The sequence below is a fragment of the Lactiplantibacillus plajomi genome, from assembly GCF_005405405.1.
Taxonomy (GTDB): Bacteria; Bacillota; Bacilli; order Lactobacillales; family Lactobacillaceae; genus Lactiplantibacillus; species Lactiplantibacillus plajomi.
Map to the genome: position 1 here is coordinate 114,001 of NZ_BJDZ01000004.1, position 14,796 is coordinate 128,796.

Sequence of the window (14,796 nt, forward strand, 5' to 3'; positions counted from 1 at the left end):
ACGATTTTTTTATTAAAAATTCAAATGAAGAGGATGATTAGGATGACAATGAAACGGTGTGGTGGCTTAGCTCGATATTAGGACTGAACTTGGTTGTTGGTCGTCGATTCAGCCAAAAAGAGGAGTTAGCAAATGAAAAAAGAAACGAGTACCCCACAAGTTAGCACGTTAGAAGCAGCAATTGTTTTACTAGTCGTTTTAGGCATTATGAGCCTGGGCGTCATTGGCTTCGGCCTGTCACCCCAAGTACCGGTTTTACTGGCAATGGGTGTCGTTACCGCTTGGGCCATGTTGCGTGGCTTTCCCTGGCCAGCCGTTAACGCCGGCATTAAAGAAGGTATCGACAAAGGTATCGTTCCAATTTTTATCTTTATTTTAATCGGTGCCATGATTTCGACTTGGATCGCGGCCGGGACAATTCCAACTTTAATGGTCATCGGCTTTAAGCTGATCAACGTTCAGTGGTTCTTACCCTCAGTCTTCATCGTTTGTACGTTGGTCGGTACCGCGGTCGGGAGTGCCTTTACGGTGACGTCCACCGTCGGGATTGCCTTCTTCGGGATGGGGGTCACGATGAACTTAAACCCGGCGTTAGTCGCCGGTGCCATTATCAGTGGTGGCGTCTTCGGCGATAAGTTATCGCCACTCTCCGAAACCAATAACTTAGCCTCCGCCGTGGTCGATACGGACTTATTTGCCCACATCAAACACATTTTGTGGAGCACCGTCCCAGCTGGCGCCATCAGCTTAGGACTCTTTGCCATTTTGGGTCACGGCAATACTAACGTTAGCTTGGCTAAAATCAACCAGACGGTTACGGTCTTAAGCCAAAACTTCAACGTTTCCGCCTTAGCGTTGTTACCAATTGTCTTAGTCTTCGTTTGTGCCGGCTTTAAAATGCCCGCCATCCCAACCATGCTCTTAAACATCTTCGTTTCCGCCGGCTTAATTTTATTTGAACAACCCGGTATTTCAATGGCCAAGTTAACCAGTATCATCAACACCGGCTTCGTTTCCAAAACCGGCAACACCAGTGTTGACACCTTACTCTCACGTGGCGGCATCGTTAGCATGATGAGCATGGTCGCCTTGATCGTTGTCACGCTGTCACTCGGGGGCTTACTCGTTAAGTTCGGCCTCATCAGTCAAGTCATGACCCCGGTTGCCAAGCGGCTTAACACCGACGGCAAACTCATTTTAGCCGGAATTCTCACTTGTATCGGCGTCAACGTCTTTGTCGGCGAACAGTTCCTTTCAATCATCTTACCAGGCCGAGCTTTCCGCAAAGCCTTCAATGACGGCGGCTTAGCCGGCCAAGCCCTCGGTCGGGTGCTTGAAGACGGCGGGACCGTCATCAACTACCTCGTTCCGTGGGGTGTCGGTGGGGTCTTCTTAGCCACCACACTGGGCGTTCCAACCGTCGACTACTTACCATTTACCTTCTTTAGTCTACTTTGCCCGATCATCTCCGTCATCAGCGGCTTCACCGGAATCGGTATCAGCCACTTAGGCGCCACGGCCAGCCGGACTAAAAAAGCGCTCCAAGCTTCTCAAGCCAATTAAACTAGCAACCACCCGCTTCTTAGAACGGGTGGTTTTTATTTAGCTTGGGACTAGCGGATAAAGCATTGCCAACAGTAGGGGATAATATTCTGAACTTAGCGTTACTAAACGGGAGAGCGACAGTCCTTAATTAAATAAGTTTAGCTCGATTCCAAATTAGCATTCCCTTGCCAGCCTTCTGGTCAGCGGGAATCAGTCCGGAACGCGGTGGCCACGGGGTTAAGCCCACAACCCAGGTCTTAACCACCGGGCTTTCACTAACTCGCCAAAGGACGGCGACCAAGTGAAATTTCACCGCTGGGACTGTTCCCGCTTTCCCTGCAGGCTTGAAGCGGTCGTTGGCGGGCTGTTAATGGTTAAATTTTATTGATGCGAATCAATTGGAAAGCTCGCTGCCAGCATTACCAGGTAATAGTTTGACTTTGGCGTTACTAAACGGAAGAAAAACCACACTTAATTAAATGCTTTCAGCTCGATTCCAAGCTAGTGTTCACTTGTCAGCCTTCCGGTCAGCGGAAATCAGTCCGGAACGCGGTGGCCACGGGGCTAAGCCCAAAAATCAGGTCTTAACCACCGGGCTTTCACTAACTCGCCAAAGGACGGCGACCAAGTGAAATTTCACCGCTGGGACTGTTCCCGCTTTCCCTACAGGCTTGAACTGGTCGTTGGCGGGCGGTAATGAGTTAATTTGTATGAATGGATTGAGTTAGTTCGGTAATCGATTATTGAATGGTGGATGCTATTTAGAAAAATCAATGTTTCGAAATCTGCCTAGCATCTATCCATAGTTACTGAATTAATAGCAGGTATCAATGAATTCTAAATTGATCTGATTTTAGAAGACTAGGGATTAATGAACTGTATAAGCAACTGCGCGATTAGTTCATTAAATCTGACAAGTTATCAGTTGACGTTCTGTGATTGAGGTCCCGGAGCCCTTCGAAACATGGCTGTGAGATTGTTGTTGGTCACCGTTATTTGGCGACTTACAACAAGGCCGTCTTGGGAGACAATTCGGGGTGTGAATTGGCTTTCAAGCGTGCCCACAGCCTTGCTTTCGTGTCGGCGGAGCGGACCGGCGTGTTAACGGTATTTCCAAAATATTTTGAACTTTTACGTAGGTACAGTAGTAATTTTTTAAATATAAGTGGTTGTGAATTGGCTTCTAAGCGTGCCCACAGCCTTGCTTTCGTGTCGGCGGAGTGGACCGGCGTGTTAGCGGTACTTTAAGCTAGGCCACTTAAAACAAAACGAGTTCACCAGAATGACTGGTGAACTCGGCGAGCATTAATCGTGATTGATTTTGAGTAGGTCTTCTTGGTTATTGACTTGGTCGTGGAAGTCGGTGAAGACCGGGTGGTTGAGGTTGATTCCCTTGGACTTAGCGATGTACCAGGCGAGAACTTGGAACGGAATAACTGCTAAGAGCGGTGCCTTGTACGGGTCTTCGACGGCGGTCAGTTGGAGTGTCTGCTCGTCGTTTAGGGTTGGGGTCGTACCGGTTAGGCTGATGGTGTAGATGTGCGGGGTGAGCCGCATTTCATAGTCTTTGACGGCTTGGAGTTGATCCATGACGGCCTGGTCGGTATTGAGTTCGACGTAGAATTGGCGTTGGTGCTCGTGAATGCCAAGGTAGCCGCTGTGAGTGAATTCAGCGAGGGTGTAGCCGCGTGACGGCACCCGCATGATTTCGGTGAACTTGGTTTGCATTTCGGCGAGGGTGCCGGCAAGGACGCTGGCGCCGATTGCGGTGAATTCGGGCGCGTTGGTAAAGTCGATCGTGAACTTGCGGTAGAAGTCGTTGGCTTGTTGAACCGTGTAGTTCATTTTTTCAATCAGTAGGCTGAAGTCGTCTAATTCCTGGTTAGTTTGTAAATCGGTTAGTAAGTCACTGTTGGCGGCCTGTTTTAGTGCGAGGAGCATCAACGTTTGGACGATGGCTTGAAAGCTCAGGGTGATGAACGGGATGGTTTCTTTACCGGTCAGGAGGTCGCAGGCGGCTTGGCAGTTGTTGGCCAGTGCCGAGTCGGCTTGGGCCGTTAAGGCAATCGTGTAGGCGTGGCTGACCGCTTCAGCCTTACGCATGGCGGCCCGGATGGTTTGGCTTTCACCGGACAGGCTGATGCCGATAAGGACGTCAATGTTGGGGTTGGTCGGTTCGTAAGTGAGGTACTGGTCCGCGGCGAGGACGTCGACTTGCAGCCCCGCAATTTTTTGCATGTACAAGCGGGCGGTCGTGGCGGCATTGTAGGTGGAACCCGTGGCGAGGATTACCCAGTGTTGGGCGTCCTTAGTGACGGAGGTCATTGCCTGGTCGATTTGGGTTGGGAAACTGGCGACCAGTTGTTCGAGAACGGCCTGCTCACGGCGAATGTAGGAGAGCATGGTCGGATTGTGCATCATCAAGGTTAATCAACTCCTAGTTAATTTACGATAGTTTGAATTGACTTAATTTTAGCCCATTTAGGTTGGGGTTTGAACCAATATGCGGTTTTTAACGAAAAAACGCGTAGTTGCATTTCGAAAATGAATCTGTTAAGGTTAGCGACAACCAAAAAATTAATTGCCTATATAATGCCATGATAAGGATGGCGAGTTTCTACCCAGCACCGTAAATGCTGGACTATAAGCGAATTGAGTCGATGGGTCCGTACTGCTCTATTTGCCGTACGGGCCCGTTTGCTTTCTCCGGTAGGCGGATAGGAGAATAATTTTGAAAACAGTTGATATGGTGATTACCGGCGCACAGGTGCTGAACGTGTTTACCCGCAAGTTTGAATTGACGAGCCTCTGGATCGATGACGGTCGGATCATTAGTAATTTGACGGATGAGCCTTACCAGGCACGCCAAACGGTCGATGCGCGCGGTCAGTGGATCGTACCCGGCATGATTGACGCCCACGTCCATATGGAAAGTTCGATGGTGGCCCCCAGCGAGTTAGGGAAGGTGCTATTAAGACACGGGGTGACGGCGATCGTCACCGACCCGCATGAACTGGCAAACGTAGCCGGAATTGCCGGTATCGAATACCTGATTCAAGATGCGCGTCAAACACCGTTAGACGTTTTCTTCATGTTACCGTCGTCGGTACCGTGCGTGCCGTTTGATGATAACGGCGCAACGCTCCACGCTGCCGACCTGCGTCCGCTCTACGCGGAACCGGAAGTACGGGGGTTAGCGGAAGTGATGGATTACGGCGCGGTCGCGCGTGGTGATCGGGATACGTTGGCTAAGATTCACGACGCGTACGCTAACGGCGGCCACGCGGATGGCCACGCTGCCGGGTTGGACCCGCACCAGTTAACGGTGATGGTCAACGCCGGTTTAGATACCGACCACGAATGTTCGACGGTCAAAGAGGCCCTCGACCGGGTGCGCGCTGGGATGCGGGTCTTTTTGCGTGAAGGGACCGTTGAACGTGACGTCTTGGCGACGGTCGGTGCGGTGACGACGGCGAATGCGGACCGCTTTGCCTTTTGTACTGATGATAAGACCATTACCGATTTAATGGCGGAGGGGTCGATCGACTATAACGTTAAGTTGGCGATTCAGGCGGGACTCCAGCCGGCATTAGCCTACACGTTGGCGAGTTATAACGCGGCCCAGGCCCACCGCTTGAGTGACCGCGGTAGTTTAAGTGCTGGTCAGCGGGCCGACCTAGTCGTTTTAACGGATCCGGCTAACGTGACGATTGCCAAGACGATGAAGGACGGGCGCTGGGTAACCCACGAGCCAGTATCAACGCCGCTACCGTTTACCGCGACGAGGGTTCGCCACCACGCCACCATTGCGGACTTCAAACTCCCGATTACGACCGAACGGGTCAACGTGATTGGAATCCAGCCGAACCATATTGAAACGGATCACCTTGTTAAAAGGCTGGCACCAACGGCTAACTTTGAAGCTGACGTTGATCAGGACGTGTTAAAGATGGTGGTCGTTGAACGTCATCACGATACCGGCAAAGTCGGCGTGGGCTTGGTCCACGGTTTTCAAATGACGCACGGCGCGGTCGCCGGTACGGTTGCGCACGATGCCCATAACATTGTAGCCGTTGGAACCTCGGACGCGGCCATTATGCGTGCGATTGACCAGATTACCCGGACCAACGGGGGGATTGCCGTAGCTGATGAGCAGCGGGTGCTGGCGACGATGCCGCTGGCGGTCGGTGGACTATTATCGAACGGTTCGTATCTGCAGGCTAGTCAGCAATTAACGGCATTACGGACGGCTTATCAGCAAAGCTGTGCGCAACCGGTGACCTTTGATCCGTTCATCACCTTATCGTTTCTGACTTTACCGGTGATCCCGACGTTAAAGTTGACGGCCCGCGGTTTGTTCGACTACGAACAGTTCGATTTCATTCCGGTTTGTCAGCCCGAACGACCGGTCGCGGTCCGGTAAGAACACTTAAAAGGACTAGTCATTCAAAGTTGACGCTTTGAACGACTAGTCCTTTTTATGAACTCATTTAATTAGTGGGCGTGAGCCGGCGTTGAAGGTTCGGCGGCGTTTGGCCGGTCCCGCAAAGCCCGTAGTGCCCAAAGAATCGATACGGTATCAACAACTTCTTGGAGCATGGCACCGAACAGGGCCGGAATGATCCCCGTACTGGCGATCAGCATTAAAATCGTACAGATGGCGATACCGATCCAAACCGACTGCTTTGCGACTTGCATGGTATCCTTCGCAATTTGAATGGCGGTCACGACCCGTCCCAGGTCGTCCTTTAAAATCACGACGTCGGCGGATTCGCTAGCCGCGGTTGAACCGTGGGCTCCCATGGCAATCCCAACGTCGGCGACGGCTAGTGACGGCGCGTCGTTGACCCCGTCGCCGACCATGATGATTGGTCGCTCCGCTTTGGGAACGGCTTTTAAGTGGGCGATTTTATCGGCGGGGAGTAGGTCGGCGGCCACGGTGTCGATACCAACTTTTTCGGCAATGTTATCGGCGATGACCCGTTGATCGCCGGTCAACATCATCACGTTGCGAACCCCTTCCGCGTGGAGGGCGGCCAGGGTTTCAGCCGCTTCCGGCCGGACGTTATCAAAGAAGGTCACGTAACCGGCGTACTGGTCGTCTACGGCCACGTAAATGGCGGTTTGGGCGAGGGGCTGGTGGTCACTGTTGGGCGCCACAAAGGCCAGTTTACCGACTTTTACAACTTGTTGATCGACCGTTGCGGTAATCCCGTTACCAGTCACTTCGGCAAGGTCACTGACGCTGCTTAACGGCGTACCGGCCGCAAACTTAACTAAGGAACGCGCTAAAATGTGACTTGAATTTTGTTCGGCACTGGCGGCCAGGTGCAGGACCTGCTCAGCAGTAAAGCCGGGTTGTGGGACAATTTTCTGAACACTGAGCTGGCCACTGGTAATTGTGCCAGTCTTATCGAACGCGGCTGATTTTGCCAGTGACATCTTTTCGAGCATGTCCCCGGTTTTGACCACGATCCCGTTACGGCTAGTCCGACTCATCCCGGAAACTAAGGCCACTGGGGCCGCTAAAATTAGCGGGCATGGTGAAGCGACCACTAAAACTTCGGCGAAGCGGTGGGGGTCACCACTGAGTGCCCAAGCGATTCCCGCAATAACGTAAGCTACCAGGGTGAACGGCACGGCGTAGCGGTCGGCTAAGCGGACAAACTTGGCTGGTCGGGCTTCGGATTCCTTCACCAACTTAACTAATTGTTGGTACTGACTATCGGCGGCCAGTTTGTCGACGACCATCGTGATGGCACTATCGCCGTTGACCGCGCCGGACATCACGTCGTCACCGACCCGCTTTTCAACCGGCTTGGATTCACCGGTCAGTGACGATTCGTCGAATAGGGCGCTCCCCTCGATTAGGTGACCGTCGACTGGTACCAGCTCACTCGGTTTAACAACTAGCTGATCACCAACTTGGGCGGCCTCGACGTCGATGTCGACGAGTTGGTCGCCTTCCAGCCGGTGCGCACTTTGAGGCGAATTATCCAGTAACGCCTTTAATTCGGTATTGGCACGCTTGGCAGCGTAGTCTTCCAGTGAATCGCCACCGGTCAGCATGATTAAGACGACCAGACCGGCCCAGTATTCGCTAACGGCCAAGGTGGCAACGATGGCGGTAATGGCGAGCAAATCCACGCCGTACTTACCAGAACGTAGTGTCTTGATCATTTCGACCAGCATTGACAGGGCCATCACCGACCCCCATAAGGTAATGATTACTTGGGCTGCGAGTTGTAAGTGCAAGCCGAACTGTAAAATCAACGCGATAATCCCAACACTGACGGTTAGGGTTAATTTATAGTAGTGACGCATTGAAAAGACCTCCCCCGTGGTTAATGTAACCGTTTTTATTATCTTAAGATAAGCATAGCATGAGTCGTCGAAAAAAGAAACAGTTAAGAATGATTCTAATGTAAAAATAATTCTAGTCATTAAATCGTGAAACTTTTTTGAAAAATATTACGGTTATTTACATTAAAACCGCTTCAAATGCCGTCATAACGGTGTTTAGCACGATAAGTGGCAAGAGTTTACATCTGAATTAATGCTAGTATACTATTATGTGAACATTAGATATCAGAAAATACTGAAGTCAGCATTTGTATAAGACCAGTCGCGCGCTGTACAGGTGGTAATTCGTTACCCTTGTTGTGCGTTTTTTTGTACCATGGTGGCGCCATTTTAAACTTGCTGGGCGCAACACCATTACTGGTCGTTTATCTGATGTATCAAGGGGGTTATCCATTAGCAAGATAAATGTAACCATTAATCGTTACGTGGTGTGTAAGCGTGGCTATGGCGATAGTCACAATTAGAAACACTAATCAAAGCTAAATTATCGATCAACACCAACGCGATTATGCAATTAAGAACACAATTTTTCAGCATGGCGTCCGGCAGATTCAACCAACGGAAAGAAGGAAATTCTGCTACTGGATTTTGAGATAGCACAAACAGAGTCTGCGGGACAATGCCGATTAAACCTGATTCAGTCAGGGTGTTGAGTGCTCCGGGAATTGACCCGGGGGGATGTACCGATTGCTAGTCGGAAATTAACGCGTGGGGACTACCAGTGCAATGATTGGCAGGAAGAACCACGAATTTTATTAATATAGAGAGTATATGCTCAGTAGCAGGTTTATTATTTTAAAAAGTAAGAATATTGATTGGTGGGTTTATTTACCTACGATTGGTCTTTTTGCCGTTGCTTCGGTTGTTTTGTTAATGGGTGGTCATTCGCTTGAAAACGGATTGACTGGTATTTTGAACTGGTTAACGAACAACATGAGCTGGTTATATATGTCAGTATATGTAATCACGTTTATCTTTTTCATTTACCTAGCCTTTAGTAAATTTGGTAAGACCAAGCTAGGGAGTGCGAAGGATAAGCCCGAATTTTCAACGTTCCATTGGGGTAGTATGGTTTACGCAACCGGGATCGATGCCAGCATTTTAATGTTGAGTATTGTGGACCCGTTACGTTACTTGCAAAGCCCGTCATTCGGCGCAAAGCCGTTTTCAACTTCCGCGTATAACTACGCGCATATGCTAGGTCAGTTCAACTGGGGACCGATGGCGTGGATGATGTTTGCGCCGGCCACGATTGCGATTGCCTACGCGATGTACGTTAAGCATGTCAAGGTTCAACGGCTTAGTGCCGCCATTTCAGTCTTAGAAGGTCCCGGAACGGGGAAGCAGATTGCCCGCAACGTGATCGACCTACTCGTAATTATCGGAATTATGGGTGGGGTCGGGACCTCCGTCGGGATGGAAATCCCCGTTATTTCACGAGTTTTAAGTACCGCAACCGGGATTGCGGATACGATGACGTTAAAATTAGGATTATTTGCGTTATTGTTCGTCATCTTTGCGGTCGCCGTTTTCAACGGTTTGAAAAAGGGGATTGGCCGTCTGAGTTCCGCCCACATTTGGTTAGCGATTGGCTTCTTGATCGTCGTCTTATTAGTTGGGCCAACCTTATACATTTTAAATTCAGAAACGAACAGTATCGGGCTATTTATTAACAAATTTATCAGCCTAAGTACCAACACCGCTCCGAACGGTCAGGCCACTGCCATGCAGCGGCAAACGATCTTCTACTGGGGCTGGTGGTTATCCTTCATGCCGGTCATGGGCTTGTTCATCGCGCGGATTTCCCGCGGACGGACGATTCGCCAGGTTCTCGGTGGGATGCTGCTATGGGGCTCACTTGGCTGTGTGACCTTCTACATGGTGCTCGGTGGTTACGCCCTGTACTTGCAAAAGATGGGGATCGTTAACTTGGTCCACATTTTAAACACCCAGGGGCAAGCTGCCGTGATTGCGGCCGTCTTATCGACCTTACCGTTGAAGATGATTATGCTGGCACTTTACTGCTTGTCATGCTTTATCTTCTTAGCGACGACCGTTTCGTCGTTTGCCTTCATTACTTCGTCATTTACCAGCAAACAGTTGGCGCCTGGTCAACAACCAAGTCGCTTCAACCGGATGAGCTGGGTCGTGATCTTCCTGGTCTTTTCACTGGGACTGGTCACGGTCGGGGGCTTCGAGTCGATTCAGTCAATTTGTGCGATGTCCGGCTTCCCGCTGACCATCGTGGCGTTGGTTCTGTTGTACTCGATCCATCATGACCTGACGACCGATCCGGTCAAGGAAGCGGCTAAGGCGAAGGCCAAGGCTGCTGAGTTGGCAAGGCGCAAGCGGCTGGCACGGGACGTCGAAATTACGACGTCGACCGACTACGCCCGTGAGCGCCGGGTTAACCGCAAGTCTGCTCAGGAGACCGATTGAGTGAAAAATTAAACATTAAATGATTCAACTATGGCTGTCAGGATATTCCTGGCAGTCATTTTTTTAGAGTGTGCCCAAAGTCGGTTAGTTGGTGAGCATTAACGGCGTGAGTGAATAATTCGGGGCTTGGATTGTTGAACTTAGGGGGTAAGCGGAGCCAACTGACTTTGGGCGCACGTTTTAGCTATCAATATTCGGAGACACACTGGGGGCTGTGACTCATGTCACAGTCTCTTTTTGCGAGCATCTGAAAACTTTACACGAATGACAATTAATCTTTACGTTGACACGCTACACTAGGGGTGTATCGAGGCGAGCATTACAGAATCGGTACGACTAGTTGGTGAGAGATTGACCAGTTCAACGGGCAACCGTTTTTAGCTTTAGTTAGTTCAAAATCGAAGTAATCAAAGGGGACTTTTATTGATGAAGAAATTGACTAAGATTGCCACCGAAGTAGCCACCATCGCCGGATTTGTTTCACTAACTACCGCTATTCCCGCTAGCGCGGCGGCGACTGCGCCGACGACAACGGCAACGACCAGGGTGATGGTGCGTGAAGTTAAGAAGCCACCAATACTGCTACCGGCAACGGGTGCGGCGACGGTGAGCCTGGCAAAGTTGAATCAGACTGGCCGTAGTGCACGTTATACCCAAAATGACGATACCAACCCGTTGAAGGCGGGGGTAATCGCACTCGGGTTATTAGTTATTGCGGCCATCGCAAATTGGAGCGGGTTTAAGCGCCGCTCACTTTAATCAGTTAGTGACGGTATCAAAAAAACGGTTAGCACTGGTTCACGCATCGTGAACCGTGTTAACCGGTTTTTTACTGTGTTTGACACTTAGTTACTTTGCCTTTTTCTTCGCCTTTTTCAGTTGCGATTTCTTACGTTCTCGTAATAGGTCTTTAAACGCGTCGATATCGTCCCCGTGCTTGGCGACCCACTGCTTGTAGTTGGAATGGGAATCCGTATCGCTAATTTTAAGGCCAGTTTCTAACCAGAATAGCGCTTCGGTCAACGATCCAAAGTTACGCATCCATAACGTGTGCCCGTTATCGGAATCAAGGGCAACGTAAGACTTATAGTGGGGAGTCAAGAAAGTGTGCTTAAGAATTTTAAACGCTGCGCGCCGGCGGGTTAATTTATAATCCGGTAAGATGTAGCGACCGGGGTGGTCCAAATGGGGAATTGAATTTTTCCGTTGGTCCTTATACTCGGTCAGCATGCCTTTTGCGCGGTCGGCAGTGATGAGGGAAATGTTGAAGTTTGACATGGCAGGGCTCCCTTTGTTTCAATGATAGTCGAATTTTACTCCTTATACTATTTATGATAGCGCAATTGTGCACAAATTCGAAACATAAAAACTCCATCGGTGGGGATTTTCAGTAAATTAAGGTAAAATTGACCTAACAGACAGGAGGAATTAACATGGCAGCACAGCCCCTAAGTTTTTACGAAAAGGATATCCCCGCGGTTCGGGACTTATTAACGGACGACGCGACACTAACGACTTTTTTTGATCAATTGACACCCGGTTACCAACGAGAATGGGCCCGCTTTATTTTTGGCGTGAAGGCCGAAGCTACTAAGCAACGGCACGTTGACGTCATGAAGACGGTGTTTAAGGCCGGTTATAAGTCCAAGCGGGCCTACGACAGCCGGCCTAAGGAATAAGCCGATGCCGAGATCAAAGTGGCCACACGGCTTCGAATGGCTGATTAACGCGTTACTAGTTGCGGTGCCGATCGGATTGATGGTTTTCGGTTGGTGGGTGCCCAGCGCAATCAACAGCGTGGGCCTGTTTGGGACGATGTTGCTGTTTCCAATCAGCTTGGGCTGCTTCTTATTTTATAGCTGGAACTGGTACCGCCAGCAACCGCACCACTTGCGACTTGATCAGTGGGGACTAGTAGGCTTCTACGCGCTTGCACTAATGATTAGTCTAAGTATCTTGATTAAAGTGTTATAAAAAGACGCCCCGTCGCGCTAATTAATCCAGCGAAACGGGGCGTCTTTTTATTGTTAGTGGTTACGGTAGGTCGTTACCGGCGGCAAAGTAAATGTCGTACCATTCCTGCCGGGTTAAGGCCACGTCGGCCCCGGCGGCGTTTTCCGCGAGGTGGGTCGGGTTCATCGTTCCCAGAATCACCTGGATCTTGGCCGGGTGGCGCAAGATCCAAGCAGTTGCGATGGCACTCTTCGTGACGTGCTTGTTGTCAGCTAAGGCTTGCATGGCGGCGTTTAGCTTCGGAAACTTCGGGTTGTCCAGGAAGATACCCTCAAAGTTGCCGTACTGGTAAGGTGACCAAGCTTGAATGGTCATCTTGTGCAGGCGGGCGTACTCGATAGTACCGCCGTCGTGATCGATACTGCGGGCGTCCTGCATGTTAGTGTGTAACCCAAAGTCGATGGCGTTAGTGTGCATGATGCCGAACTGGAGCTGGTTAATGATCAAGCGCTGGCTGAGCGCTGATTGGAGTAAGTCGACCTGGCCGGGGTTGAAGTTAGAGACCCCGAAGTGACGAACTTTACCGCTTGTTTGCAGGTCATCAAAAGCGGCGGCGACTTCTTCTGGTTCCATCAAAGCGTCGGGACGGTGGAGCAGGAAGGCATCTAGGTAATCGACGCCCAGCCGTTGGAGTTCGCCGTCCACAGCCGCTAAGATGTGTTGCTTGGAGAAGTCGTAACGTTTTCCTGAGACGATGCCGCCCTTGGACTGGATGAAGAGTTGGTCGCGGCTGACGCTGGCTTGCTTCAACGCTTGGCCGAACGTGCTGGATGACTGTCCGGCGCCATAAATGTCGGCCGAATCGATGTAGTTGATGCCGAGGTCGACGGCGGTGTCGAGCACCTGAGTTGCCTGGGCGACCGTTAACGGTGCCATCCGCATGATGCCGAGGGCAACGGTCGACGCCTGAACGCCGCTGTGACCTAAATTAAGTGTTTTCAAAGTGAATCCCCCTTAAGACTAGTTGCCCTAAGTATACGAGTTCAGCGGGGCACTGTAAACGATTGCAAAAACTGCGCAAAAAAAATAGGACCCAAGGCTTCTCAACTCGAGTCCTACTTATGAGGAATAATCCTGATTAGCAAGAAAGAAATGTTCAGTGTTCTTAATACATTACACCTTCATGCTATTCAATTTTACGCGTGTCCAACTTCTAGCGGACTAACCCGTATTTACTGTATCTATCTGCTTTAGCCGATCAAAAGTAAAGCTATACTTGATTGCGACTCGTTCGACGGGTTTTAACGAAAGTCGAGCTCGCGTTTAATACTTGGTAATGTCTTCGTAACAGACATGCACCTCCGCTTAAACTTTTAAAACCTGAGTCTACAATGGAACTGGTACTAGTGGAACTTAAAACTGGTCATTGGTGACACCTGTTTCCAACTTGAAAAGTTAAAATCTGATGGTCGTGCAAATGCCAATTATTGGTGCGGTTATCTTTTATTCAAGGGTAAACGTTCAGTCATCCAGTGCGTGTCTCCCGACTATCATTAGACCGATAACGCTGACGCTAAAAACGGTTTTGATAACGACCCTAACGGTGGTACTAGCTACCTAATTTCAAGCGGTAGCCCCAATCGCATTGAGAAGCTTTGCTAATGAGGATTAATTCCTTTCCTCACCTTGTATACTACCAGCATTTGTAAGCGCTTGCAATAGAAAACACCCACTTTTTTAAAATATTTTTAAACGTTGATCTGACGCGGTTACTGCCACCTATCCGACCTGTTATTTTGGCACCGGTTCGGTATAATAGACTTAAGTCAACGTGAGTGAATAGGGGGCGAGAAAATGAGTGAATCAACTTTTAAAAAACAGGCGTACGCAGCCCTGGGCACGGTTATCGATCCGGAGTTGGGCGTGGACTTAGTTAGTCTAGGCCTGATTTACGACGCGACGTTAAGTGCTGACGGGGTGGCGAACGTCACCATGACCCTAACGGTGGTTGGCTGCCCGCTGACCGAATGGCTGGCCGACGCGATCCATGACGCGTTGATCAAGTTACCGGGGGTCAAAGAAATCGAAATTGAAATCACCTTTGATCCACCTTGGAATCAGGACATGATGTCACGGGAAGCCCGCTTACAATTGGGGCTACATTAAGGTGGCAAAACAGGGGTAGTTGGTGAACGTTTCAACTATCTTTTGTTCGGAGACGAAGCATACTAAGATTAGATCCGTAAAGCCCAAAACAGCTTTACGGATCTTTTTGAATTACAATGGCATATGTGGAACCAAAGATTGAACGTTGCCGTTTATTCCGCGAGACCGTGTTAAGGACCAACCGGCAAGGCGGAAAGTTTCCACTATCCGGGCTTGACTAATCGTAGGAAAGGGGCTGTGACATAACTAGCCTCTGTATAAGCAAATAGGACGAGAAACCGAATTTTGGTTTCTCGTCCTATTTGCTTACGCTTTTGATTTTTAAAACTG

Annotated in this window: 11 protein-coding genes and 1 riboswitch; of the genes, 7 read left to right on the forward strand and 4 right to left on the reverse strand. The window is 50.0% G+C overall.

Annotated features, from left to right (window positions below; translation table 11 throughout):
• Positions 1-132 precede the first annotated feature (132 nt).
• Positions 133-1,563, forward strand: a complete 1,431-nt coding sequence (gene nhaC / locus FFM82_RS02500; RefSeq protein ID WP_137644292.1) for a Na+/H+ antiporter NhaC — start codon at positions 133-135, stop codon at positions 1,561-1,563.
• A 1,287-nt stretch (positions 1,564-2,850) separates the two neighbouring features.
• Here the strand turns inward: nhaC and FFM82_RS02505 are convergent.
• Positions 2,851-3,966, reverse strand: coding sequence for an SIS domain-containing protein (locus FFM82_RS02505; RefSeq protein WP_137644310.1), 1,116 nt, complete (start codon positions 3,964-3,966; stop codon positions 2,851-2,853).
• A 144-nt stretch (positions 3,967-4,110) separates the two neighbouring features.
• Positions 4,111-4,209: riboswitch (purine riboswitch) on the forward strand.
• A 64-nt stretch (positions 4,210-4,273) separates the two neighbouring features.
• Between FFM82_RS02505 and ade the strand changes: the two genes are divergently transcribed.
• Positions 4,274-5,968, forward strand: a complete 1,695-nt coding sequence (ade, locus tag FFM82_RS02510) for an adenine deaminase (protein WP_137644293.1) — start codon at positions 4,274-4,276, stop codon at positions 5,966-5,968.
• 71 nt (positions 5,969-6,039) lie between these two features.
• Here the strand turns inward: ade and FFM82_RS02515 are convergent, their stop codons facing one another.
• The gene (locus FFM82_RS02515) at positions 6,040-7,869 is read right to left on the reverse strand and encodes a heavy metal translocating P-type ATPase (RefSeq protein ID WP_137644294.1); all 1,830 of its coding nucleotides are present in this window, start codon (positions 7,867-7,869) and stop codon (positions 6,040-6,042) included.
• Between the two features lie 810 nt (positions 7,870-8,679).
• Here FFM82_RS02515 and FFM82_RS02520 point away from each other — a divergent pair.
• Entirely contained in the window at positions 8,680-10,347 is a 1,668-nt protein-coding gene (locus FFM82_RS02520) for a BCCT family transporter (protein WP_137644295.1), read from the forward strand.
• Positions 10,348-10,773: 426 nt separating this feature from the next.
• The gene (locus tag FFM82_RS02525) at positions 10,774-11,106 is read left to right on the forward strand and encodes a hypothetical protein (protein WP_137644296.1); all 333 of its coding nucleotides are present in this window, start codon (positions 10,774-10,776) and stop codon (positions 11,104-11,106) included.
• 90 nt (positions 11,107-11,196) lie between these two features.
• On the opposite strand, the gene FFM82_RS02530 is transcribed toward FFM82_RS02525, so the two are convergent.
• Positions 11,197-11,625, reverse strand: coding sequence for a hypothetical protein (locus tag FFM82_RS02530; RefSeq protein ID WP_137644297.1), 429 nt, complete (start codon positions 11,623-11,625; stop codon positions 11,197-11,199).
• 155 nt (positions 11,626-11,780) lie between these two features.
• On the opposite strand from FFM82_RS02530, the gene FFM82_RS02535 reads away from it, so the two are divergent.
• Entirely contained in the window at positions 11,781-12,026 is a 246-nt protein-coding gene (locus FFM82_RS02535) for a YdeI/OmpD-associated family protein (RefSeq protein ID WP_137644298.1), read from the forward strand.
• A 4-nt stretch (positions 12,027-12,030) separates the two neighbouring features.
• Positions 12,031-12,321 carry a hypothetical protein gene (locus tag FFM82_RS02540; protein WP_137644299.1) on the forward strand — a complete coding sequence of 97 codons (291 nt, stop codon included), beginning with the start codon at positions 12,031-12,033 and terminating at the stop codon, positions 12,319-12,321.
• A gap of 60 nt (positions 12,322-12,381) precedes the next feature.
• Here FFM82_RS02540 and FFM82_RS02545 read toward each other — a convergent pair whose 3' ends face one another.
• A complete protein-coding gene (locus FFM82_RS02545; protein ID WP_137644300.1) occupies positions 12,382-13,302 on the reverse strand; it encodes an aldo/keto reductase in 921 nt (306 codons plus the stop codon).
• 852 nt (positions 13,303-14,154) lie between these two features.
• Between FFM82_RS02545 and FFM82_RS02550 the strand changes: the two genes are divergently transcribed.
• Complete coding sequence (locus FFM82_RS02550; RefSeq protein WP_137644301.1) at positions 14,155-14,466, forward strand: metal-sulfur cluster assembly factor; 312 nt, start codon at positions 14,155-14,157, stop codon at positions 14,464-14,466.
• The last annotated feature ends 330 nt before the right edge of the window (positions 14,467-14,796 follow it).

Excerpts from the sequence above, each read along its gene's own strand:
- nhaC (WP_137644292.1), top strand. The coding sequence starts at position 133 with ATGAAAAAAGAAACGAGTACCCCACAAGTTAGCACGTTAGAAGCAGCA.
- FFM82_RS02505 (WP_137644310.1), bottom strand. The coding sequence starts at position 3,966 with ATGATGCACAATCCGACCATGCTCTCCTACATTCGCCGTGAGCAGGCC.
- FFM82_RS02515 (WP_137644294.1), bottom strand. The coding sequence starts at position 7,869 with ATGCGTCACTACTATAAATTAACCCTAACCGTCAGTGTTGGGATTATC.
- FFM82_RS02520 (WP_137644295.1), top strand. The coding sequence starts at position 8,680 with ATGCTCAGTAGCAGGTTTATTATTTTAAAAAGTAAGAATATTGATTGG.
- FFM82_RS02525 (WP_137644296.1), top strand. The coding sequence starts at position 10,774 with ATGAAGAAATTGACTAAGATTGCCACCGAAGTAGCCACCATCGCCGGA.
- FFM82_RS02530 (WP_137644297.1), bottom strand. The coding sequence starts at position 11,625 with ATGTCAAACTTCAACATTTCCCTCATCACTGCCGACCGCGCAAAAGGC.
- FFM82_RS02535 (WP_137644298.1), top strand. The coding sequence starts at position 11,781 with ATGGCAGCACAGCCCCTAAGTTTTTACGAAAAGGATATCCCCGCGGTT.
- FFM82_RS02540 (WP_137644299.1), top strand. The coding sequence starts at position 12,031 with ATGCCGAGATCAAAGTGGCCACACGGCTTCGAATGGCTGATTAACGCG.
- FFM82_RS02550 (WP_137644301.1), top strand. The coding sequence starts at position 14,155 with ATGAGTGAATCAACTTTTAAAAAACAGGCGTACGCAGCCCTGGGCACG.